Source organism: Pseudomonas sp. B21-010 (assembly GCF_024749325.1).
Taxonomy (GTDB): Bacteria; Pseudomonadota; Gammaproteobacteria; order Pseudomonadales; family Pseudomonadaceae; genus Aquipseudomonas; species Aquipseudomonas kilonensis.
The window spans coordinates 1,283,985-1,307,650 of record NZ_CP087198.1 but is presented as its reverse complement, the minus strand read 5'-3'; the positions used below and the strand labels follow the sequence as shown (position 1 = coordinate 1,307,650).

Annotated in this window: 22 protein-coding genes; 5 read left to right on the top strand and 17 right to left on the bottom strand. The window is 60.3% G+C overall.

Annotation, left to right across the window (positions count from 1 at the left end; all coding sequences use genetic code 11):
- Positions 1-146: 146 nt before the first annotated feature.
- The 15 genes from rnhB to rpsB form a co-directional block, all read right to left on the bottom strand.
- A complete protein-coding gene (gene rnhB / locus LOY50_RS05630; RefSeq protein WP_057451690.1) occupies positions 147-791 on the bottom strand; it encodes a ribonuclease HII in 645 nt (214 codons plus the stop codon).
- Positions 788-1,918: a lipid-A-disaccharide synthase gene (gene lpxB / locus LOY50_RS05625; RefSeq protein WP_253471881.1), complete on the bottom strand. Its 1,131-nt coding sequence runs from the start codon at positions 1,916-1,918 to the stop codon at positions 788-790. Before lpxB ends, rnhB begins: the two co-directional genes overlap by 4 nt.
- A gap of 2 nt (positions 1,919-1,920) precedes the next feature.
- Complete coding sequence (gene lpxA, locus LOY50_RS05620) at positions 1,921-2,697, bottom strand: acyl-ACP--UDP-N-acetylglucosamine O-acyltransferase (RefSeq protein ID WP_003198252.1); 777 nt, start codon at positions 2,695-2,697, stop codon at positions 1,921-1,923.
- Positions 2,694-3,134 carry a 3-hydroxyacyl-ACP dehydratase FabZ gene (gene fabZ, locus LOY50_RS05615; protein ID WP_003184897.1) on the bottom strand — a complete coding sequence of 147 codons (441 nt, stop codon included), beginning with the start codon at positions 3,132-3,134 and terminating at the stop codon, positions 2,694-2,696. Before fabZ ends, lpxA begins: the two co-directional genes overlap by 4 nt.
- 105 nt (positions 3,135-3,239) lie before the next feature.
- Positions 3,240-4,295, bottom strand: coding sequence for a UDP-3-O-(3-hydroxymyristoyl)glucosamine N-acyltransferase (gene lpxD, locus LOY50_RS05610; protein WP_258690436.1), 1,056 nt, complete (start codon positions 4,293-4,295; stop codon positions 3,240-3,242).
- Positions 4,296-4,298: 3 nt separating this feature from the next.
- On the bottom strand, positions 4,299-4,802 hold the full coding sequence (locus LOY50_RS05605) for an OmpH family outer membrane protein (RefSeq protein WP_003184901.1): 504 nt from the start codon (positions 4,800-4,802) through the stop codon (positions 4,299-4,301).
- Positions 4,803-4,847: 45 nt separating this feature from the next.
- The gene (gene bamA / locus LOY50_RS05600) at positions 4,848-7,235 is read right to left on the bottom strand and encodes an outer membrane protein assembly factor BamA (RefSeq protein ID WP_258690435.1); all 2,388 of its coding nucleotides are present in this window, start codon (positions 7,233-7,235) and stop codon (positions 4,848-4,850) included.
- Between the two features lie 74 nt (positions 7,236-7,309).
- Entirely contained in the window at positions 7,310-8,662 is a 1,353-nt protein-coding gene (gene rseP, locus LOY50_RS05595; protein WP_258690434.1) for an RIP metalloprotease RseP, read from the bottom strand.
- Between the two features lie 52 nt (positions 8,663-8,714).
- The gene (ispC, locus tag LOY50_RS05590; RefSeq protein WP_253471873.1) at positions 8,715-9,905 is read right to left on the bottom strand and encodes a 1-deoxy-D-xylulose-5-phosphate reductoisomerase; all 1,191 of its coding nucleotides are present in this window, start codon (positions 9,903-9,905) and stop codon (positions 8,715-8,717) included.
- The gene (locus LOY50_RS05585) at positions 9,902-10,708 is read right to left on the bottom strand and encodes a phosphatidate cytidylyltransferase (protein ID WP_253471871.1); all 807 of its coding nucleotides are present in this window, start codon (positions 10,706-10,708) and stop codon (positions 9,902-9,904) included. Before LOY50_RS05585 ends, ispC begins: the two co-directional genes overlap by 4 nt.
- Positions 10,708-11,463 carry a polyprenyl diphosphate synthase gene (gene uppS / locus LOY50_RS05580; RefSeq protein WP_214511385.1) on the bottom strand — a complete coding sequence of 252 codons (756 nt, stop codon included), beginning with the start codon at positions 11,461-11,463 and terminating at the stop codon, positions 10,708-10,710. The genes LOY50_RS05585 and uppS overlap by 1 nt, the downstream gene beginning before the upstream one ends.
- A gap of 13 nt (positions 11,464-11,476) precedes the next feature.
- Positions 11,477-12,034, bottom strand: coding sequence for a ribosome recycling factor (gene frr / locus LOY50_RS05575; protein ID WP_003198238.1), 558 nt, complete (start codon positions 12,032-12,034; stop codon positions 11,477-11,479).
- Positions 12,031-12,774: a UMP kinase gene (pyrH, locus tag LOY50_RS05570; protein ID WP_024779012.1), complete on the bottom strand. Its 744-nt coding sequence runs from the start codon at positions 12,772-12,774 to the stop codon at positions 12,031-12,033. Before pyrH ends, frr begins: the two co-directional genes overlap by 4 nt.
- Before the next feature lie 213 nt (positions 12,775-12,987).
- On the bottom strand, positions 12,988-13,851 hold the full coding sequence (gene tsf / locus LOY50_RS05565) for a translation elongation factor Ts (RefSeq protein WP_024619613.1): 864 nt from the start codon (positions 13,849-13,851) through the stop codon (positions 12,988-12,990).
- A 194-nt stretch (positions 13,852-14,045) separates the two neighbouring features.
- Entirely contained in the window at positions 14,046-14,783 is a 738-nt protein-coding gene (gene rpsB, locus LOY50_RS05560; protein ID WP_003198231.1) for a 30S ribosomal protein S2, read from the bottom strand.
- Positions 14,784-15,158: 375 nt separating this feature from the next.
- Between rpsB and map the strand changes: the two genes are divergently transcribed.
- From map to LOY50_RS05535, 5 genes are all read left to right on the top strand, one after another.
- Complete coding sequence (gene map, locus LOY50_RS05555) at positions 15,159-15,941, top strand: type I methionyl aminopeptidase (RefSeq protein WP_003198229.1); 783 nt, start codon at positions 15,159-15,161, stop codon at positions 15,939-15,941.
- A gap of 44 nt (positions 15,942-15,985) precedes the next feature.
- A complete protein-coding gene (locus LOY50_RS05550) occupies positions 15,986-18,688 on the top strand; it encodes a [protein-PII] uridylyltransferase (protein ID WP_258690433.1) in 2,703 nt (900 codons plus the stop codon).
- Positions 18,689-18,824: 136 nt separating this feature from the next.
- Positions 18,825-20,024 carry a succinyldiaminopimelate transaminase gene (gene dapC, locus LOY50_RS05545; RefSeq protein WP_258690432.1) on the top strand — a complete coding sequence of 400 codons (1,200 nt, stop codon included), beginning with the start codon at positions 18,825-18,827 and terminating at the stop codon, positions 20,022-20,024.
- 181 nt (positions 20,025-20,205) lie between these two features.
- Entirely contained in the window at positions 20,206-20,574 is a 369-nt protein-coding gene (locus LOY50_RS05540) for a type II toxin-antitoxin system RelE/ParE family toxin (protein WP_408980836.1), read from the top strand.
- Positions 20,575-20,584: 10 nt separating this feature from the next.
- Positions 20,585-20,887 (top strand): XRE family transcriptional regulator, encoded by a 303-nt coding sequence (locus LOY50_RS05535; RefSeq protein WP_057448352.1) that lies wholly within the window; start codon positions 20,585-20,587, stop codon positions 20,885-20,887.
- Positions 20,888-21,198: 311 nt separating this feature from the next.
- On the opposite strand, the gene LOY50_RS05530 is transcribed toward LOY50_RS05535, so the two are convergent.
- Both LOY50_RS05530 and LOY50_RS05525 read right to left on the bottom strand, forming a co-directional pair.
- Positions 21,199-21,558 (bottom strand): DUF6124 family protein, encoded by a 360-nt coding sequence (locus tag LOY50_RS05530; protein ID WP_253471861.1) that lies wholly within the window; start codon positions 21,556-21,558, stop codon positions 21,199-21,201.
- 631 nt (positions 21,559-22,189) lie between these two features.
- Complete coding sequence (locus LOY50_RS05525) at positions 22,190-23,545, bottom strand: type III effector protein RopAA (RefSeq protein WP_258690431.1); 1,356 nt, start codon at positions 23,543-23,545, stop codon at positions 22,190-22,192.
- Between the last annotated feature and the right edge of the window lie 121 nt (positions 23,546-23,666).

The following is a 23,666-nucleotide window of genomic DNA, read 5'->3' as shown; positions in this document are numbered from 1 at the left end:
CCTTGGGTAAAACATGTAGGAGCTGTCGAGCGAAGCGAGGCTGCGATCTTTCCACTGCCGATTGAGTCGAGAGTGAAAGATCAGGATCAAAAGATCGCAGGCTTCGCCAGCTCCTACAGGGCATGCAGGGCATTGCGACGCTTTCGCTATATCCTTTCGATCAAGCCATCACGCGCTTCATAAGCCAGCCGCACCGGGGCGAACGAACGCCGATGGATCGGCGTTGGCCCAAGGCGCGCCAGGGCTTCGAGATGAACGGGGGTCGGGTAACCCTTGTGGCCGCCGATGCCATAGCCCGGGTAAATCAATTCGAAGGCGGCCATTTCCCGGTCGCGACTGACCTTCGCCAGGATCGAGGCCGCCGCGATGGCCGGCACCTTGGCGTCGCCCTGGATCACCGCTTCGGCGCGCATCGACAGTTTCGGGCAGCGATTGCCATCGATCATCGCCAGTTTCGGCGTGATGTGCAGGCCCTGCACCGCACGCTGCATGGCAAGCATGGTGGCGTGCAGGATATTGAGTTCATCGATTTCTTCGACTTCGGCCCGGGCGATGCACCAGCTCAGGGCTTTCTCGCAGATCTCGTCGTAGAGTTTTTCGCGACGGGCTTCAGTAAGTTTCTTCGAATCGTTGAGGCCCAGGATCGGCCGCTTCGGGTCGAGAATCACCGCCGCCGTCACCACCGCGCCGCACAACGGGCCACGCCCCACTTCATCGACACCCGCCACCAGTTCTTCCACTTCGGCGACCAGGTTGAAGTCCAGGCCCATCTGTAGCTTCGAGTTACTCATGGTTTTGCGCCAATCAGGGTCAGTACCGCGTCAGCCGCCTGGTTGGAAGCATCACGACGCAAGGTACGGTGGATTTCGTCAAAGCCTCGGGTCTGTTCCTCGCCGCCGTCGATCAAGGGCGACAGCGTGGTGGCCAGCGCCTCGGCGGTCGCCTCGTCCTGCAACAGCTCCGGCACCAGCAAGCGCTGGGCCAACAGGTTCGGCAAGGACACGTAGGGGCTCTTGACCATGCGTTTGAGAATCCAGAATGTCAGCGGCGCCAGGCGATAGGCGACCACCATCGGGCGTTTATATAACAGCGCCTCAAGGGTAGCGGTGCCGGAGGCAATCAACACGGCATCGCAGGCCGCCAACGCTTCGTGGGAACGACCGTCAAGCAGCGTCACCGGCAAATCGCGGCCAACCAGCAGCGCTTCCAACTGGGCGCGACGCGGCGCACTGGCACACGGCAGGACAAAACGGACACCGGGGCGCAGCGCCCGAAGGCGTTCGGCGGCGTCGAAAAACAGGCCGCCCAGGCGACTCACTTCGCCGCCCCGGCTGCCGGGCATCAAGGCCACCAGCGGTCCCTCGGGCAGGCCCAACGCCTGGCGGGCCGCATCGCGGTCGGCTTGCAGGGGAATGGTATCGGCCAGGGTGTGCCCGACAAACCGCACCGGCACGCCCTTCTCTTCATAGAACCGGGCTTCGAACGGCAGCAGCGTCAGCATCAGGTCGCAACCCTCGCGAATCTTCAGCACCCGCTTCTGCCGCCAGGCCCAGACCGACGGGCTGACGTAATGCACGGTCTTGATACCGGCCTGACGCAATTTGAGTTCGATATTGAGGGTGAAATCCGGCGCATCGATGCCGATGAACACATCCGGTTTTTCGTCGATCAGGGTCTGGATCAGCTTTTTGCGCCGGGCCAGCAGCTCGCGCAGGCGACCGAGCACTTCCACCAGACCCATCACCGACAGGCGTTCCATCGGGAAATAGGACGTCAGGCCTTCGGCCTCCATCAACGGCCCGCCAACACCAATGAATTCGACAGCGGGATGCTGCGCCTTGAGCGCGCGCATCAGACCGGCGCCCAGAATGTCACCGGAAGCCTCTCCCGCCACCAGTGCAACACGCAAATTAGCCATGGTCAGCGAGTGATGCCGCGGGTCGAAGACTGGATGGAATCGCGGAAGATCGCGACTTCCGGGTGTTGCGCCGAAGCCTCGGCCAGTTCGGCGAGTGCCTGCTCGACCGTCAGGCCCTGGCGATACACGACCTTGTAGGCGCGACGCAGCGCCGTAATCGCCTCTTCGCTGAACCCACGACGGCGCATGCCTTCGAAGTTCATGCTGCGGGCTTCGGCCGGGTTGCCGAACACCGTGACATAGGCCGGGACGTCCTTGCCGATGGCGGTGCCCATGCCAGAGAAGCTGTGGGCGCCGATATGGCAATACTGGTGCACCAGGGTGAACCCGGACAGGATCGCCCAATCGTCCACGTGCACATGGCCGGCCAGGGCGGTGTTGTTGACCAGGATGCAATGGTTGCCAATGACGCTGTCATGGCCGATGTGCGCATAGGCCATGATCAGGTTGTGGTCGCCCAGGGTCGTTTCGGAACGATCCTGAACGGTGCCACGGTGAATCGTCACGCCTTCGCGGATCACGTTGTGATCGCCGATGACCAGACGGGTTTCCTCACCTTTGTACTTGAGATCGGGCGTGTCCTCGCCTACCGAAGAAAACTGGTAGATGCGATTGTGCCGACCAATCCGGGTCGGTCCCTTGAGAATTACGTGGGGACCGATCACCGTACCCTCGCCGATTTCCACACCTGCGCCGACAATCGACCACGGGCCGACCTCGACATCGGCGGCCAGAACGGCCGTCGGATCGATGATTGCGCGAGGGTCAATCAAACTCATAGTTTGCGTTCCGCACAGATGATTTCAGCGGAGCAGACTGGCTTGCCGTCGACCGAAGCCTGGCATTCGAATTTCCAGATCTGGCGCTTGCAACTGATGAACTTGGCTTCGAGGATCAACTGATCGCCCGGAGTGACCGGCTGACGGAAACGCAGCTTGTCGGAGCCAACGAAGTAATAGAGCGTGCCGTCGGCAGGCTTTACGTCGAGCATTTTGAAACCAAGGATCCCGGCAGCCTGAGCCATCGCCTCGATGATCAATACGCCCGGCATGATTGGATGCGCGGGGAAGTGACCATTGAAGAACGGCTCGTTGATGCTGACATTCTTGTAGGCGCGAATGCGCTTGCCTTCAACGTCCAGGTCCACCACCCGATCCACCAGCAGGAACGGGTAACGGTGAGGCAGGTATTCGCGAATCTCGTTGATGTCCATCATTTCGGGGGGAAGCCTATGTAAAGATTGGAAGCGCACGAGTGACGCGCACTCCGCTAGCAAATCAAGATGCCCTAACGGCTGTGCACACTTGATATGGAAATGGTATCAGCCATCTGATGAAGCATTACCGCCAGGGGTCACGTCCCCTACACGCTTTTCCACCTGCTTGAGGCGCCGCGCGATGTCGTCGAGCTGGCGGATACGCGCCGCGCTCTTGCGCCATTCGGCTGCCGGCTGCATGGCCGTACCGGAAGAGTAGGCACCTGGCTCGGTAATCGAGTGGGTCACCATGGTCATCCCGGTCAGGAACACGTTGTCACAGATATCGATATGGCCCACCAGCCCCACGCCACCGGCGAGCATGCAGTGCTTGCCGATCTTGGTGCTGCCGGAGATGCCCACGCAGGCGGCCATGGCGGTGTGGTCACCGACCTGGACGTTGTGGGCGATCTGGATCTGGTTGTCGAGCTTGACGCCATTGCCGATGACCGTGTCGGCCAGGGCGCCGCGGTCGATCGCGGTGTTGACGCCAATCTCCACGTCATCGCCAATGGTGACGCCGCCGATCTGGGCAATTTTCTGCCAGATGCCTTTCTCGTTGGCAAACCCGAACCCTTCGCCGCCCAGTACTGCGCCGGACTGAATCACGACCCGCTGGCCGATGCGCACATCGTGATACAGGGTGACCCGTGGTGCCAGCCAGCCGCCTTCGCCGATCTCGCAGCGTGCGCCAATGACACAATGGGCACCCAGCGTGACGCCGGCACCGATACGGGCCGCGCTTTCGATGACCACGAATGGGCCGACACTGGCCGTGGGATCAACCACAGCATCTGCCGCGATCACTGCGCTGGGATGAATACCGGCAGCCGATTTCGGCTTGGGATCGAACAGATGGGAAATGCGGGCATACGCCAGGTACGGATCGGGCACGATCAGGGCATCGCCGGCAAACCCATCGGCATCCGCGGCCTTGAGCAACAGCGCGGCCGCCCGGCTGTCGGCCAGGTACTTGCGGTACTGAGGATTTGCCAGAAAGCTCAACTGAGCTGGGCCAGCCTCTTGCAAAGTGGCTAGCCCAGTAATTGCCTTCTCCGGGTCGCCACGCAGGGTGGCGCCGAGGAACTCGGCCAACTGGCCGAGCTTGATAGTCGCTGTCATGGATTACTTCAGCTGATTCATGCGCTCGATCACCTGGCGCGTGATGTCATATTGAGGCTTGACATCGATCACTGCGCCACGCTCGAACACCAGGTCAAAACCACCTTTCTTGATGACTTCTTCCACGGCGCTGTCGAGTTTCGGCTTGAGTTGCTTGAGCATTTCGCGGTCGGCAACAGCTTTCGCTTCGTTCAGCTCCTTGGACTGGAACTGGAAGTCCCGGGCCTTTTGCTTGAATTCAAGCTCCAGACGCTCACGCTCACCCTGGGCCATCTTGTCGCCACCGGCTACCAGACGATCCTGAATGCCCTTGGCGCTGCTTTCCAGGCCCTTGAGCTTGGTCAGTTGCGGGCCGAATTTCTTCTCCGCATCCACGGCGTATTTCTTCGCCGCGTCGGATTCCAGCAGGGCCATCTGATAATTCAGCACGGCGATCTTCATGTCGGCAAAAGCCGGACCGGCGACCAGTACGGTCGCCAGGAGAACCAATTGAGTCAACTTACGCACGATGTACTCCTACAAAATCCATTGTCGTTGTCATGGGTCAGGCGCTTAGAACGTCTGGCCGAGGGAGAATTGGAACACTTGGGTTTCAGCGTCATCCGGTTTCTTGATCGGCATCGCCAATGCGAAGCTCAAAGGACCCAGCGCGGTGACCCAGGTCACACCCACGCCGACGGAACTGGCCATGTTGCTCAGGCTGATGTCGTTGCACTTAGCGTTGGACTTGGTGCCGTTGACGTTGGTGGTGTCATCGCAACTGGAGTCGAAAACGTTACCCACGTCCCAGAATACCGAGGTGCGCAGGGAACGTTGGTCCTTGACGAACGGCATTGGGAACAGAACTTCCAAACCACCTTGAATCAAGACGTTACCACCGAATGGCAGCGGATCCTGATCCGGGTCTGCCACGGTACCGGTGTTCCCCGTAACAGCAGCACCACGACTCGGCGTACTACGCGGGCCAAGGGTACTGTCCTTGAAGCCACGCACCGAGTTGAAACCACCGGCGTAGTAGTTCTCGTAGAACGGCAGGCCATCGGTCGAACCGTAGCCGTCACCGTAGCCCAGCTCGGTGTGCAGGCGCATGGTGTAGTTGTCGGTCAACGGCTGGAACAGCTGGCCACGATAGTCGAGCTTGAAGAACGACAGGTCGCTGCCAGGCGTAGTCGTTTCCAGAACCAGGCTCTGGGAATGACCACGGGTCGCCAGTACGCCCTTGTTCAGGGTCGATTCGGACCAACCGGCAGACGCCTTGAAGTTCAGGTAGCTGTCGCCTTCCTTCTTAACGAAGTCAAAAATCTCGTCAACGGTGTACTTACCGGTGTTGATCTTGTCCTGCTGGGCGGTGAGGCCGAAGGTCAGGCGCGAAGTCTCGCTGATCGGGTAACCCACGTTGGCACCGACACCGTAGCTGTCCACCGCATAGCTGGAGATATCGGAATCGAGCTCGTCATAGTCGGTGGTGCGGTAGAAGGCGTTGTAGCCCAGGCTCACACCATCAGCGGTCCAGTAGGGGTCCACATAACCGAAGTTGTAGCGGGTCTGGTACTCACTGCGGGTCAAGCCGATGCTGACCTTGTTACCGGTACCCAGGAAGTTGTTCTGGGTGATCGAGCCACCGAGGATCAGGCCGGCACTCTGGGCAAAACCGACGCTGGCAGTGATCGAGCCGGAAGCCTGCTCTTCGACGCTGTAGTTCACATCGACCTGGTCATCGACGCCCGGTACGGCCGGGGTCTCGACGTTGACTTCCTTGAAGAAGCCCAGGCGCTCCAGGCGGGTCTTGGACTGGTCGATCAGGTAGGTCGAGGCCCAGCCACCTTCCATCTGGCGCATTTCACGGCGCAGCACTTCGTCCTCGGACTTGGTGTTGCCACGGAAGTTGATGCGGTTGACGTAGGCACGCTTGCCCGGATCCACGGCGAAGGTAATGTCGACAGTGTGGTCTTCATCGTGCGGCTGTGGCACGCCGTTGACGTTGGCGAAGGTGTAGCCCTCGTTACCCAGGCGACGGGTGATCAGCTCGGACGTGGTGGTCATCAGCTTGCGCGAGAACACCTGGCCCTTCTGCACCAGCAGCAGCGACTTGACCTGGTCTTCAGGCACTTTCAGGTCACCGCTGAGCTTGACGTCACGAACGGTGTACTTCTCGCCTTCGTTGACGTTGACAGTGATGTAGACGTGCTTCTTGTCCGGGGTGATGGACACCTGGGTCGAGGCGATGTCCATGTTGATGTAGCCGCGGTCCAGGTAGTAGGAACGCAGGCGCTCCAGGTCACCGGAGAGTTTTTCACGGGCGTACTTGTCGTCGTTCTTGAAGAACGACAGCCAGTTGGTGGTCTTGAGTTCGAACAGGTCGATCAGGTCTTCGTCAGGGAAAACCGTGTTGCCCACCACGTTGATGTGCTGGATGGCTGCCACGGTGCCTTCGTTGATGTTGACCTTCAGGCCAACGCGGTTGCGCGGCTGCGGCACCACTTCGGTGTCGACGGTGGCCGAGTAGCGGCCCTGGGCAACGTACTGGCGTTGCAGTTCGTTACGTACACCTTCGAGGGTGGCGCGCTGGAAGATCTCGCCTTCGGCCAGGCCGGATTGCTTGAGGCCTTTCATCAGGTCTTCAGTGGAGATCGCCTTGTTGCCTTCGATCTCGATACTGGCGACCGACGGGCGCTCAACAACGGTGATGACCAGGACATTGCCGTCACGGCCCAGTTGGATATCTTGAAAGAAGCCGGTCTTGAACAGCGCACGCGTGGATTCCACCAGGCGCCGATCATCCGCCTGCTCGCCGACGTTCAACGGCAAGGCACCAAAGACGCTACCCGCGGAGACCCGCTGGAGGCCATTGACGCGAATATCAGAGATAGTGAAGGACTCGGCGTGAACTTCGGCGATCATCAATACGGTGAGAACCGCAGTTAGCAGCAGACGTTTCATGAAGTCCTTTCTTATTCCAACTGGCAATAAACAAACTGCCGCAAAATGCGGCAGATTCGCAATTCAGCGAAGCGTTACAGACGACCCAGATCGTTGACGAGGGCAAGCAACATAACCCCGACCACCAAGCTGATACCGATCTGTATCCCCCAACCCTGCACCCGATCCGACAAGGGACGACCACGCGCCCACTCGATCAGATAAAACAGCAGATGCCCCCCATCCAGTACCGGGATGGGCAGCAAATTCAGAACCCCCAGGCTAATGCTCAGATAAGCAAGGAAATTCAGGAAATCAGCGACGCCCGACTGGGCAGAAGCGCCCGCCACTTTAGCAATGGTTATCGGTCCACTCAAGTTTTTTACCGAGAGCTCGCCGAACAACATTTTCTTGAGCGAGTCCAGCGTCAGGACGCTCATGGTCCAGGTACGACGCGCACCCTCGCCAATCGCCGCCACAGGGCCGAAGCTGACCTCGCGAATCATTTCCGGCGGCCAGTCGACAGCCTTGACGCCCGCTCCCAGGTAACCGCTCGGCGCCTTGCTCTCGCCACGGGCGGCCAGGGTCACCGGGACATCGATTGGAGCACCGTCGCGCTCGATGCGCAGCACAATCTTGGTATCAGGACGTACACGGACCGAATCGACCACCTGTTGCCAGTCGCTGACCAGTTGGCCGTCGAGTGCCAGCAACCGATCGCCGGTCTTCAGGCCTGCAGCCTGGGCCGGGCCTTTCGGATCGAGTTCGGCGAGTATCGGCGGCATCGCCGGACGCCATGGCCGGATCCCCAGGGACCGGATCGGATCCGGCTCGTCGGCGCCCTTGAGCCATTTGTCCAAGACCAGTTCACGAGGCGAATCCACCGTGGAGCCCTGCTCGCGCACCATCAATTGCAACGAACCGCTCTCACCCAGGCGACGCACCAGCTGCAGATTGACCGCCGCCCAGCCCGAGGTCGGCTCGCCATCGATAGCGACGATTTCCTGCCCGGCACCCAGCCCGGCACGGGCGGCAACGCTACCCGCCTCCACCGCACCGATGACCGGACGCACCTGCTCGCTGCCCAGCATGGCCAGGCCCCAGAAAAACACCATGGCCAGCAGGAAATTGGCGATCGGCCCCGCGGCGACAATGGCGATACGCTGACGGACGGTCTTGCGATTGAAGGATTGATCGAGCTGGTCGGCCGGGACTTCGCCTTCGCGCTCATCGAGCATCTTGACGTAGCCGCCCAGCGGGATGGCCGCTACGACGAACTCGGTGCCTTTCTTGTCATGCCAACGCAGCAAGGGCATGCCAAAGCCCACGGAAAAACGCAGGACCTTGACGCCACAGCGCCGCGCGACCCAGAAATGACCGAATTCGTGAAATGTGACCAACACCCCCAAGGCAACCAGGGTGCCGACAATCATATAGAGCGCGCTCATCTGTTTTCTCCGCAATCCTGTCCAGGGCAACCCTGGCTAACGTATCGCAGCCTCAACGCCCGTGGCGCTGCAGCCATTGGCCCGCCAACTCACGAGCCCTGGCATCCACCGTAAATACCGTATCGAGGTCATTGACCGAAACCACGGCCTCGAGATTCAAGACTTCCTCGATGATACTCGCGATCTCGGGGTAACGGACACGCCCATCGAGAAACGCTGCAACCGCCACTTCATTGGCGGCGTTAAGCATGGCCGGCGCGCTGTCGCCCGCCTCGGCCGCCTGGCGCGCCAGGCGCAGGCAGGGGAAACGCTGCTCATCGGGCGCCTGGAAATCCAGGCGAGCGATGGCGAACAGGTCCAGCGGCGCAACACCCGAATCGATGCGCTCCGGCCAGGCCAGGGCATTGGCGATCGGGGTGCGCATGTCCGGATTGCCCAACTGGGCCAGCACCGAACCGTCGACATAGTCCACCAGGGAGTGAATCACGCTCTGGGGATGAATCACCACCTCGACCTGGGACGGCCTGGCATCGAACAGCCAGCAGGCCTCGATCAGCTCCAGCCCCTTGTTCATCATGCTGGCCGAATCCACGGAAATCTTGCGTCCCATGGACCAGTTCGGGTGGGCACAGGCCTGCTCGGGTGAAACATGCACCAATTCTTCCAGCGGCGTCTGCCGGAACGGACCACCGGAGGCTGTCAGCAAGATCCGCCGGACACCCACCGCGCCGAGGCCACGGGAAAAATCCTGCGGCATGCATTGAAAAATCGCATTGTGCTCGCTGTCGATAGGCAGCAACACCGAACCGCTTTTGCGCACAGCCTGCATGAACAGCGCGCCGGACATCACCAGCGCTTCTTTGTTGGCCAGCAGGATCTTCTTGCCGGCTTCCACCGCCGCCAGCGTCGGACGCAAGCCCGCCGCACCGACGATTGCCGCCATCACGGCATCGACTTCTGGGGCGGAAGCTACTTGGCAGAGGCCTTCCTCCCCCACCAACACGCGAGTTTGCAGGCCGGCTGCGCGCAGATCGTCCTGCAGCGCCCGCGCCACAGCGGCCTCAGGCACCACGGCAAACCGCGGCGTGTGGCGTATGCACAAGGCCAGCAATTCACTCATGCGCGTGAAGCCACTGAGGGCGAACACCTGGTAACGCTCCGGGTGCCGGCCGATGACGTCAAGCGTACTCAGGCCGATCGAACCGGTCGCACCAAGGACAGTGATCTGCTGGGGGCGACTCACGACGCCGCCATCCACAACAGCACGGCAAAGATCGGAATCGCGGCGGTAAGGCTGTCGATGCGATCCAGCACGCCGCCGTGACCGGGCAGCAGGTTACTGCTGTCCTTGATCCCCGACTGACGCTTGAACATGCTTTCGGTCAGGTCGCCGACCACAGACACAAATACGATCAAGGCGGCACCCATAAGGCCCATCAGCAGCTGCGCGACCGTCCAGTCCCGCACGAAGCCGACCACAGTGGTGATCACCAGGCTCAGGACCAGGCCACCATAGACCCCTTCCCAGCTCTTGCCAGGGCTGACTTTCGGCGCCAGCTTGCGCTTGCCGAAGGCCTTGCCGGAAAAATAGGCGCCGACGTCGGCCCCCCAGACCAGTACCATCACGGCCATGATCTGCCAATTGCCCAGCGGGCCTTGCTTGATCCAGATCAGCCCTTGCCAGGCCGGCAGCAGGATCAGCAGGCCGATCACCAGTTTGGTCGCCGCATTGGCCCAATGATGCGTAGTCTGCGGGTAGGTCAGGACCAGGAAGGTCGCTGTCGCCCACCACAGCACCGCGGCACCCAACACCCAAGGCGCGAGCCCGGGCACCACGTACATGATGAACAGCATGGCCGCCACGGCCGCTGCGTAGGCCACTCGCGCCGACTGCGCAGGAAAACCCGCCAGCCGCGCCCATTCCCACGCCCCCAAGGTCACGACCAGCCCGATGAACAGCGCAAAACTGGCGCCTTCGAGCAGGAAGAAACCGCCCAGGGCAATGGGCAACAGGATCAAGGCAGTGATGATTCGTTGTTTGAGCATTAAACCCGGGCTCCAGCTTCGATCTGCTCGCTCGTTTTACCGAAGCGACGCTGACGGGAAGCGAAATCGGCCAGTGCGGTGCGCATGGCTTCGTGTTTGAAGTCCGGCCAGAACAGGTCGGAGAAGTACAACTCGGCATATGCCAACTGCCAGAGCAGGAAGTTGCTGATGCGATGGTCGCCACCGGTACGGATGCACAGGTCCGGCAACGGCAGGTCGCCGGTCGCCAGGCAGGTCTGCAGCAGTTCCGGCGTGATGTCTTCCGGGCGCAAGTGCCCGGCCTGGACTTCCCGCGCCAGCCGCTGGGCAGCCTGGGCAATGTCCCACTGACCACCATAGTTGGCGGCGATCTGCAGGACAAACCGATCGGCGCCCGCAGTCGCAGTCTCGGCTTCGCGCATCGCAGCCTGCAATTCAGGATGGAAGCGCGAGCGATCACCGATGATCCGCAGGCAGATCTTGTTATCGTTGAGGCGCTTGGACTCACGACGCAGAGCCTTGAGGAACAGGTCCATCAAGGCACTGACTTCATCGGCCGGACGCTGCCAGTTCTCACTGGAGAAGGCGAACAGGGTCAGCACCTCGACCCCTGCCTCGGCGCACACCTCGATGACCGCACGAACCGCATCGACCCCCGCCTTGTGCCCGGCGACGCCAGGCATAAAGCGTTTCTTGGCCCAGCGATTATTGCCGTCCATGATGATCGCCACGTGGCGCGGCACCGCGAACGGCACGGCCTGCTTGGTCTTTTCCATGAAAACGAGACCCTTATACGGCCATCAGGTCTTTTTCTTTCTGCGCCAAATCCGCGTCGATCTTAGCCACGTACTTCTTGGTCAGGTCGTCGATCTCGCCAGTGGCACGACGCTCTTCGTCTTCGCTGATTTCCTTTTCCTTGACCAGGTCCTTGAGCTGGCTGTTGGCATCACGACGGATGTTGCGCACGGCAACACGGGCGTCTTCAGCCACATCACGGGCCTGCTTGGTGAAGCCCTTGCGGGTCTCCTCGGTCAGGGCCGGCATGGAGATCAGCAGCAGCTCACCCAGGTTGGTCGGGTTCAGGTTCAGGCCGGCACTGCCGATGGCCTTGTCGACTGCGCCCAGCATGTTGCGCTCAAAGGCCACGACCTGCAGGGTGCGAGCGTCCTTGACGGTGATGTTGGCCACTTGCTTGATCGGGGTGTCGGAGCCGTAGTACGGCACCATCACGCCTTCAAGGATGCTCGGGTGCGCCTGACCGGTGCGGATGCGACCGAAGTTGTGTGCCAGGGACTCCAGGGATTTCTGCATGCGCTGTTCAGCGTCTTTCTTGATTTCGTTGATCATTGTTGAACTTCCTCGATCAGTGTTCCTTCGGCGCCGCCATGGACGATATTCAGCAGGGCACCGGGCTTGTTCATGTTAAAGACGCGCAGCGGCATCTTGTGGTCGCGGCACAGGCAGATAGCCGTCAGATCCATTACACCCAGCTTGCGATCCAGCACTTCATCGTAGGTCAGATGATCGAACTTCTCGGCATGCGGGTCTTTGAACGGGTCAGCGGTATAGACGCCATCGACCTTGGTTGCCTTGAGCACGACATCGGCATCGATCTCGATCGCTCGCAGGCAGGCGGCCGAATCCGTGGTAAAGAACGGATTACCGGTACCGGCGGCAAAAATCACCACTTCCTTGGCATTGAGGTGGCGCATGGCTTTGCGGCGGTCGTAGTGATCGGTTACGCCAACCATGGAAATGGCCGACATCACGATGGCCGAGATATTGGCACGCTCCAGCGCGTCACGCATAGCCAGGGCGTTCATCACAGTGGCCAGCATGCCCATGTGGTCGCCCGTGACCCGATCCATGCCGGCCGCGCTCAGCGCTGCGCCGCGGAACAGGTTGCCGCCGCCGATGACCAGACCGACCTGAACGCCGATCCCGACCAGCTGGCCGACTTCCAGGGCCATGCGATCCAGCACTTTCGGATCGATCCCGAACTCTTCCGAGCCCATCAGGGCCTCGCCGCTAAGCTTGAGTAGAATGCGTTTATAGCGAGCCTGATAACCACTGCCCTGCTGAGCCATTGCGAATCTCTCCTGCGGCGTATTTTCGAAAATTCTTTGCAGGCTGTTTTCAGCCTGCGTTCACTCTAGCTTGACGCTGACACAGCGCCATCGGAACACGGCTTTGTAAGCCAGTTCCGACAGGAAACCAATAAAAATCGGCATCCCCATCCAAAAAGAGGCTGCGCGCGTTAAGCGGGCAGCCTCTTCAGGGCGACAGTTATAAAAACTGTCTTATTGCTTGCTGGCAGCCAGCTGAGCAGCAACTTCTTCAGCGAAGTTGTCTACTGGCTTCTCGATGCCTTCGCCCACTTTGAAGTAGGTGAAGGAAACGATTTCAGCGCCGCCTTTCTTGGCCAGTTCACCGACCTTGATTTCAGGGTTCTTGACGAACGCCTGCTCAACCAGGCTGGCTTCAGCCAGGAACTTGGTGATACGACCGGCAACCATTTTTTCAACGATTTCGGCTGGCTTGCCTTTGATCTTGTCTTCGTTGAGCTGCATGAACACAGCTTTTTCACGCTCGATGGCGTCAGCGGAAACTTCCGACGGCAGCAGGAACTCAGGGTTGCTGGCAGCGACGTGCATCGCGATGTCTTTGGCCAGCTCGACGTTGCCGCCTTTGAGGGCCACGACGACGCCAATCTTGTTACCGTGCAGGTAGGAACCGACAACATCACCTTCGACGCGAACCAGGCGACGAATGTTGACGTTCTCGCCCACTTTGGCAACCAGGGCTTCACGAGCCGATTCCTGAGCGGCGATCAGCGGAGCTGCGTCGGTCAGTTTGTCGGCGAATGCTTTTTCGACGCTGGCGGCAACGAATGCCTTGAAGTCGTCTTGCAGGGCCAGGAAGTCAGTCTGCGAGTTGACTTCGATGATAACGGCAGCTTTACCGTCATCCTTGATGCCGATCGCGCCTTCAGCGGCAATGTTGCCAGCTTTCTTGGCAGCCTTGATGGCGCCCGAAGCGCGCATGTCATCAATGGCTTTCTCGATGTCGCCGCCAGCCTTGGTCAAGGCTTTCTTGCAGTCCATCATGCCTTCGCCGGTACGCTCGCGCAGTTCTTTGACCAACGCTGCAGTAATCTCTGCCATTTCAAAATCCTCTTGGATAGGTTTTCAACCATTCCACCCGATCGAACGGGCGATCAATTCTTCCTGGAAAACCACTGCTTATAGGCCGCGGCAGGTTACAAACAGGTCACTGCGCTGGCGGCAAATGGTTTTCGAGGTGGCAAAAAGGGGGCCAAGCCCCCTTTTTGCTTACTGAGTCAACGCCAGGGCGTCAATTACTCAGCGGCTGCTGCCGGAGCTTCTTCAGCGAAGACTTCGGTGCCGCCATTCACGTTGTTGCGACCACGGATAACAGCGTCAGCCATCGAACCCATGTACAGCTGGATGGCGCGGATGGCGTCATCGTTGCCTGGGATGATGTAGTCAACGCCTTCCGGGCTGCTGTTGGTGTCGACAACGCCGATGACCGGGATACCCAGCTTGTTGGCTTCGGTGATCGCGATGCGCTCGTGGTCAACGTCGATCACGAACAGTGCGTCAGGCAGACCGCCCATGTCCTTGATACCGCCCAGGGAGCGGTCCAGCTTCTCAAGATCGCGAGTGCGCATCAGCGCTTCTTTCTTGGTCAGCTTGGCGAAAGTACCGTCTTCGGACTGGACTTCAAGGTCACGCAGACGCTTGATGGAAGCGCGAATGGTCTTGAAGTTGGTCAGCATGCCGCCCAACCAGCGGTGATCGACGTACGGCGAACCGCAACGTGCTGCTTCTTCAGCAACGATCTTGCCAGCGGAACGCTTGGTGCCGACGAACAGAATCTTGTTTTTGCCCTGGGCCAGGCGCTCTACGAAGGTCAGTGCTTCGTTGAACATCGGCAGGGTTTTTTCAAGGTTGATGATGTGGATCTTGTTACGCGCGCCGAAAATGTACTTGCCCATTTTCGGGTTCCAGTAACGGGTCTGGTGACCGAAGTGCACACCGGCCTTCAGCATATCGCGCATATTGACTTGGGACATGATAGTTCCTTGATAAGTCGGGTTTGGCCTCCACGTATCCCAATGACCAACCAGCGGCTATAAAAGCCAAAGGCACCCAGGTCATCGTGTCGACACGTGTGTGGATTTAAGCTTGCGGGGTCATCCCCGGAAAGCGGCGCATTTTATACCACAGCAAGGGCGAAAACGGAACACGGATTCTGAAATCCTGGTGAGGAGCCCCTCCCACAGCCCTTTCATGGGCAGTGGATGAACACCCTTATAGAGAGAAGCGATGCATGTGGACGCGGATTTGCGCTGATCGTCTGTTAGAATCGCCTCTTTCAGGGCCACGTGAAGCATCATCCGCCGCCCATTTCGTTTTGAACAGCGCCGTCGGGCGCAGAGAGAGCCTGTATGACCGTTACCCTCAAGACTCCCGAGGACATCGCCAAAATGCGTGTCGCCGGCAAACTCGCCGCCGATGTGCTGGAGATGATCGCCGACTACGTCAAGCCTGGCGTGACCACCGAAGAGCTGGACCGCATCTGCCATGACTACATCGTCAACGAGCAGAAAGCCATCCCGGCCCCGCTCAACTACAAAGGCTTCCCGAAGTCGATCTGCACTTCGATCAACCACGTGGTCTGCCACGGCATCCCCAACGAAAAACCGTTGAAGGATGGCGACACCCTGAACATCGACGTCACCGTCATCAAGGACGGCTTTCACGGCGACACCAGCCGCATGTTCCATGTCGGCAACGTGCCGGAGTGGGCCCAGCGCCTGTCCAAGGTCACCCAGGAGTGCATGTACATGGCCATCGAACTGGTGAAGCCGGGCTGCCGCCTGGGGGACATCGGCGAAGTGATCCAGAAGCACGCGCAGAAAAACGGCTTTTCGGTGGTACGCGAGTTCTGCGGCCATGGCATCGGCAAGGTATTCCACGAAGAACCACAGATCCTGCACTACGGCCGCGCCGGCACGGGCATGGAACTGCAGGCGGGCATGACCTTCACCATCGAGCCGATGATCAACCAGGGCCGCGCCGACACCAAGGTGCTGGGCGACGGCTGGACTGCCATCACCAAGGATCGCAAGCTGTCGGCCCAGTGGGAACACACCTTGCTGGTCACCGAGACCGGCTACGAGATCTTCACCCTGCGCAGCGATGACACCATCCCTCGCGTTTCCGCCTGATCCGAACCCAGCCTATAGATATAGATAGAAAGGAAAGCCATTCAATGCCGCAGGTGGATCCCGAACTCTTCGACCGCGGCCAGTTCCAGGCTGAACTGGCCCTGAAGGCAAGTCCCACCTCGGCGTTCAAGAAGGCGATCCGCCAGGCCCACGAAGTGCTCGACCAGCGCTTTCGCAATGGCCGGGACATTCGGCGGCTGATCGAGGACCGTGCCTGGTTCGTCGATAACATCCTGCAAAAGGCCTGGGAGCAGTTCAACTGGAGCGAGGATGCCGACATCGCCCTGGTGGCGGTCGGCGGCTACGGGCGCGGCGAACTGCACCCCTACTCCGACATCGATCTGCTGATCCTGCTCGACAGCGCCGATCATGAAGTTTTCCGTGACTCCATCGAGCGGTTCCTGACGCTGCTGTGGGACATCGGCCTGGAAGTCGGCCAGAGCGTGCGCTCGGTGCAGGAATGCGCCGACGAGGCCCGCGCCGACCTGACGGTGATCACCAACCTGATGGAGAGCCGCACCGTCGCCGGCCCCGAGCACTTGCGCCAGCGCATGCTCGATGTCACCAGCACGGCGCACATGTGGCCCAGCAAGGACTTTTTCCTGGCCAAGCGCGCCGAGCAGAAGGCCCGCCACCACAAGTACAACGACACCGAATACAACCTGGAGCCCAACGTCAAGGGCTCGCCCGGCGGGCTGCGGGACATCCAGACGATCCTCTGGGTTGCCCGCCGCCAGTACGGCACGCTGAACCTGCGCGCCCTGGCCGGTGAAGGTTTCCTGGTGGAAAGCGAAAACGCCTTGTTGGCCTCGTCCCAGGAATTTCTGTGGAAGGTCCGCTATGCCCTGCACATGCTGGCCGGGCGCTCCGAGGACCGCCTGTTGTTCGACCACCAGCGCTCCATCGCCAGCCTGTTGGGTTTCGAAGGGCAGGATGCCAAGCAATCCATCGAAAACTTCATGCAGCAGTACTACCGCGTGGTGATGAGCATTGCCCAGCTCAGCGAACTGATCATCCAGCACTTCGAGGAAGTCATCCTCGCCCCCGAGGACGAAGAACCGCCGCAGCCGATCAACTCTCGTTTCCAACTGCACGACGGCTACATCGAAGCCCGCCACGACTATGTGTTCCGCCGCACGCCGTTCGCCATGCTGGAAATCTTCGTGCTCATGGCCCAGCAGCCGGAAATCAAGGGAGTGCGCGCCGACACCATCCGCCTACTGCGGGAAAACCGCCATCTGATCGATGAGGATTTCCGCCACGACATCCGCAACACCAGCCTGTTCATCGAGTTGTTCAAATGCCGGATCGGCGTGCACCGCAACCTGCGGCGCATGAATCGCTATGGGATCCTCGGGCGCTATCTGCCGGAGTTCGGTTTCATCGTCGGGCAAATGCAACACGACCTGTTCCACATCTATACGGTCGATGCCCACACCCTGAACCTGATCAAGCACCTGCGTAAGCTGCAATACACCCAGGTGTCGGAGAAATTCCCGCTGGCCAGCAAGCTCATGGCCAAGTTGCCCAAGCCCGAACTGATCTACATGGCAGGGCTGTATCACGACATCGGCAAGGGCCGCCAGGGCGATCATTCCGAGATTGGTGCGGTGGATGCCGAGGCGTTCTGCCAGCGCCATCAACTGCCCCTGTGGGACAGCCGGCTGATCGTCTGGCTGGTGCAGAACCACCTGGTGATGTCTACCACTGCCCAGCGCAAGGACTTGTCCGACCCGCAGGTGATCCACGACTTCGCCCAGATCGTCGGCGATGAAACACGTCTGGACTACCTCTACGTGCTGACCGTGGCCGACATCAACGCCACCAACCCGAGCCTGTGGAATTCCTGGCGCGCCAGCCTGTTGCGCCAGCTCTACACCGAGACCAAGCGCGCCTTGCGCCGTGGCCTGGAAAACCCGGTGGACCGCGAAGAACAGATCCGTCAAACCCAAAGCGCCGCCCTGGACATCCTGGTACGCGGCGGCACCGATCCGGACGATGTCGAGCAGCTCTGGTCGCAATTGGGCGATGACTATTTCCTGCGCCACACCGCCGGCGACGTGGCCTGGCACAGCGACGCGATCCTGCAGCAACCGGCCGATGCCGGGCCGCTGGTGCTGATCAAGGAAACCACCCAGCGCGAGTTCGAGGGCGGCACGCAGATCTTCATCTACGCCCCGGACCAGCACGACTTCTTCGCCGTGACCGTGGCGGCGATGGACCAGCTCAACCTCAACATCCATGACGCCCGGGTCATCACCTCGAGCAGCCAGTTCACCCTCGACACCTACATCGTGCTCGACACCGACGGCGACTCGATTGGCGACAACCCGGCGCGGGTCAAGAAGATTCGCGACGGCCTGACCGAAGCCCTGCGCAACCCGGCGGACTACCCGACCATCATCCAGCGCCGGGTGCCGCGCCAGCTCAAGCATTTCGCCTTCGCGCCCCAGGTGACGATCCACAACGACGCCCAGCGCCAGGTCACCGTGCTGGAGCTCAGCGCCCCGGACCGCCCGGGCCTGCTGGCGCGGATCGGCCATATTTTCCTGGAGTTCGACCTGTCGCTGCAAAACGCCAAGATCGCCACCCTCGGCGAACGGGTGGAAGACGTCTTCTTCATCACCGACGCGCATAACCATCCGCTGTCCGATCCGCAACTGTGCAGCCGCCTGCAGGAAGCGATCGTGCAGCATTTGAGCGTCAACCAGGAACCCGATGCTCACATGACACGTATCAGCATCTGAACGAACAATCCCCCTCTGTGGGAGCGAGCTTGCTCGCGATAGCGAAGGAGCATCCAGCATTGATGCTGCCTGACTCACCGCCATCGCGAGCAAGCTCGCTCCCACAAGGACCGCGCCCACATTGACGAGGCCCTCGATGAACAACGCTCTGAACCAGCTCCAGCCCTACCCATTCGAAAAGCTCCGCGCCTTGCTTGGCAGCGTCACGCCCAACCCGGACAAACGCCCGATCGCCCTGTCCATCGGCGAACCCAAGCATCGCTCGCCCAGCTTCGTGGCTGAAGCCCTGGCCAGCAATCTGGAGAAGATGGCGGTGTACCCGACCACCCTCGGCATCCCGGAGTTGCGTGAGGCCATCACGGGTTGGTGCGAGCGCCGCTTCAACGTGCCAAACGGCTGGCTGGACCCGGCGCGCCATGTGCTGCCGGTCAATGGCACCCGTGAAGCCCTGTTCGCCTTCACCCAGACCGTGGTCAACCGTGGCGACGACGCCCTGGTGGTGAGCCCGAACCCGTTCTATCAGATCTACGAAGGCGCCGCGTTCCTGGCCGGGGCCAAGCCGCACTACCTGCCGTGCCTGGACGCGAACGGCTTCAACCCGGATTTCGATGCGGTCTCGCCGGACATCTGGAAACGCTGCCAGATCCTGTTCCTGTGCTCCCCTGGCAACCCGACTGGTGCATTGATTCCGGTGGAGGTGCTGAAGAAACTCATCGCCCTGGCTGACGAACATGACTTCGTCATCGCCGCGGACGAGTGCTACAGCGAACTGTACTTCGACGAACAAACCCCGCCGCCGGGGCTGCTCAGCGCCTGTGTCGAACTCGGCCGCAAGGATTTCAAGCGCTGCGTGGTGTTCCACAGCCTGTCCAAACGCTCCAACCTGCCCGGCCTGCGCTCCGGTTTCGTGGCCGGCGACGCCGACGTCCTCAAGGGCTTTTTGCTGTACCGCACCTACCACGGCTGCGCGATGCCGGTTCAGACCCAACTGGCGAGCATTGCGGCGTGGAACGACGAAGTACACGTACGGGCCAACCGCGCGCTGTACCGCGAGAAATTCGACGCCGTGCTGGAGATCCTCAGCCCGGTGCTGGACGTGCAACGCCCCGATGGCAGCTTCTACCTGTGGCCGAACGTAGCGGGCGATGATGCGGCGTTCTGCCGGGACCTGTTCGAACAGGAACACGTGACCGTCGTCCCAGGCTCGTACCTGTCCCGCGATGTCGATGGCGTCAACCCAGGCGCCGGCCGCGTGCGCATGGCCCTGGTCGCGCCATTGGCTGAATGCGTGGAAGCGGCGGAGCGAATCCGCGCGTTCATCCAACGTCGGGGTTGATGGCTGTATCGATCGTTCCCACGCTCTGCGTGGGAATGCATCCCGTGACGCTCTGCGTCACATCCCCGAAGCGGAACGCGGAGCGTCCCTGGCGGCATTCCCACGCCGAGCGTGGGAACGATCCATCCGTACCGACCAACTGAGCCCCTGTACGAATCCTCAGTAATACCCGGGTTGCGCAATGCACCTATTTCGGTACACTCCATTCATGGTTGATATTGCCCCCATACTGAACGTACGTTTCTTCCGCACAGACGCCGGGAATGAGCCCGTTCGCGAATGGCTAACTGAGCTGCCTCGCGAGCATAGGCGGATGATCGGGACTGACATCAAGACCGTTCAGATTGGTTGGCCTATAGGTATGCCGGTGGTTCGCAAGCTGGACACTGGGCTATGGGAGGTCAGGATTGACCTCGCAGATACCATCGCCCGCGTTCTCTTCACTGTGGTGGGCTCTGACATGGTTCTACTCCACGCTTTCATAAAGAAAAGTCAAAAAACGCCAACCACCGACATGGCAACCGCCAAGCAGCGCAAAGCAAGACTATGAGGCACAGCACATGAACAAGCACATCGGATCTGATTTTGACGACTTCCTCGCCGAGCAAGGTATCGCCGAAGAAGTTTCCGCAGCTGCGCTCAAACGCGTTATTGCCTGGCAGATTGCCGAAGCAATGAAGCTTCAGAAAGTGACCAAAAAAGCCTTGGCACAGCGGATGCACACCAGTCGCACTGCTGTTGATCGCGCACTGGACCAGAACGATGCGGGAATGACACTGGCAACACTTGCCAGCGCAGCGCGTGCGTTGGGTCAAAGGGTGGAAGTACGGTTGGTGCCCGAGCAGGAAGAGGCTCACGCATAAGCGCTGTTGTGGCGAGGGAGCTTGCTCCCGCTGGGCTGCGCAGCGGCCCCTGAAGCAGTTAACTCAATCTACCTGACATACCGCGTTGCCCGGTTTCAGGGCCGCTTCGCGCTGGAGCGCCAGCCCGGCCCAGCGGGAGCAAGCTCCCTCGCCACAGAGTTCAGTGGCCGCAGGTATTATTGCGTCAGCCAATCGATTTATCGCGAGCAAGCTCGCTCCCACAGTGGATGGGTGTTGATCACAGAACGCGTGATCGACACCAACCTCCTGTGGGAGCGAGCTTGCTCGCGATGAGGCCGGCACTTATTACATCAAGTCCGAAGCTCTACCCGATCCAGGCACTTGTTCGCCAACAACATCCCCAACTCAATCATCTGGGCGACTCCCAATGCTACATGTCGTCGCGAACCGTCCTGATCGAAGGCAAGGTCATTGAGCATTGCATTGGCCGAAGCCAGGGTTTCGCTGAGGTTGGCCAGCAACACTTCGGTGTCGATACCGTCAGCCACAGTGAATAACTGTACTGAGGGCTTGGTTTCTGACTTGCTGTCGTCAGGTTTGAGGTAATGATCCAGCACACGGTCAGCAGCCTCTTGCAGCTTTTCGGGTGCGTAATCGCCGTAGGGGAAAGTGGAGGCAGGTTTTGGTGGATTTGGAGTTTCTTTGATCATTTGATGCTCCTTGGGTGTTGGAGCTGCCACAAAGTCTTCTCACGGACTTAGAGAGAGTGGCAGCCGTACGCGGGGTGAGAATCCGGGTTAACACCCACCAAAAACCCGGCCATGTCGAAACATGCCCGCGCACAGCCGCCATAACACGATGTATGGACGAAACGCGCCTGCACTTTATATGGCCGGCGCCTATGCGCATAGTGGGTGTTCGGATTCTCACGTCCGGCCGCTGAATTGGCAGCGACACCCAGAGGCTAGAGCCCCCGCTTCCGACGGACAACCTTAAAAACTTGTCGGAAACTTCGGCGCGTCTGACAGACCACGATCGCTTGCTCAGACAAAAAACGAAATAAAACCGGCCTCCATAGAACAACCCATTGATTTTATTGGTTTAGGAACTCAACAGATCTCATGCAGCCCTGTTTCAAGAATCAAGCTGGCTTGAATTCGTTATTACCGGCAACCATGATCGCCCCGTCACCAGTGAACGCTGGCAAGAGTCTGGGTCCATCCTCGGGTTGACCCAGCCACGCAGACGGGGCCAAGCAAGCTCAGTTGCGTGTCGATTGAAGTCGCCCCCCTGGCCGCTCCTAACCTCCACGCGGCAGAAGCGACCGGAGACTATCCGACGCTAAACAGCTCGCTCAGCGGCACTGAGCGTCGAGCGGGCCGAGACAAAATCGACGCTGTCACCCTCGTTGTCGCTGTCTTCCACGATCGGTTCGGGCGTCGACCTTTCGACCAAGGGCAACATTCCCTCCAGCTCATCCGGATGAGCGGGACCGGCGGAAAGCCTGTCCAACGCAGCAGAAGCCTTGTCCGCCAACGGTTGGGTCATCACAGCCGTGGTCACCCAGGCGGCGAGCACCGGGGCCATCGTGGCCGTAACCGTCGCCTTGCCCGCCGCCGCAACCCCCGCAGGCGAAATCCCGGCGCGCCTGGCGGCGTTGACAGCGGCGGTCTGGGCCATGCCGATCGCAGTAATACCGCCGGCCAACGCTCCGAGACCACTGACCAAGCCTGTCGGCGTAACCAAGGCTTGCAGCGATTTGCTGCCATCGCGCATCGCGTCCAGCGGCAGGCTGCCGACCCGCTTCGCAATGCCCATCGCAGCACTCCCTACGCCATAATTCTTGAGGTCCTTGTAACGCTGGTGCCAGTCTTGACGCCCCAGCAGGTATTCCGGACCAATCCGGTGTTTGGATTTATCGATGGAATGTTGCAGGTCATAAGCGGCCATGCCTGAAAGCGGAGAGCCGATGGCAGCTATCACCGAGTCCACCTTGCTGCCCGTTTGCGCATCGACGGTCTTCGTCACGACGGGTTGGATGACCGTGCGCAACACGTTTCGCGCGGAGAAGGTCTGGAACGTCAGGCTGCCTTCGATAGCCTGGGTCGTCAGGCTCGGCTTCACCGCCTGGGCGGCTTCCTGCATGACCGGCTCCAGATCGGCATTTTCGGCCGCCAGCCACTGGGTGTCGCTGGTGGCGCGCTTGATCAGGCCATTGCCAACCGTGTCGGTGGCGCTGCTGACCAGGCCGGCAATGGCCGACAGCGCCAACGGCGCGGTAATCGAGCCATTGCCGGTCACCGCCGGGACGAAGTCCAGCGCGATGGACGCCGCGCCGAAGGGAACCGAACGAAGGAATCCAACAGTGTCATGGGACGCGCGATCCAGCCGCGAGCCTTTGGTCAGCACGGCATCGACGCTTTCCGCAGTTTCCCCGTCATTGGCCAAGGTACGCGAACGATCGTCGATCAATGCTTCGAAGGCCTCGCGATTGGCACCGTTTATATGCGGCTCGAATACCCGGCTGAGCTGGGCCTTGATTGCACCAGTGCGATTTGTCAGGTCCTGTTCAGCCGTGACAGGGCCGATCGGGACGGATACGGCGGTCCTGGTGGTCGATGTCGTTGAATGGGTCGGGAGTGTTTCTTCAGTTTGATGCGTCAGTGGATGGTGCAGTGTCAGGGAGATGGAATCCATGGGCGGGCCTCTTGTACGCAAAAGTGCTGGGTTTACCCGTGCTGTGTGGTCACCTCTTTCCTGTCGGTTCCGCCTCGTCCGATCCGTCGCGACAGTCAAGGCACTGAAAGGAACGACGTGG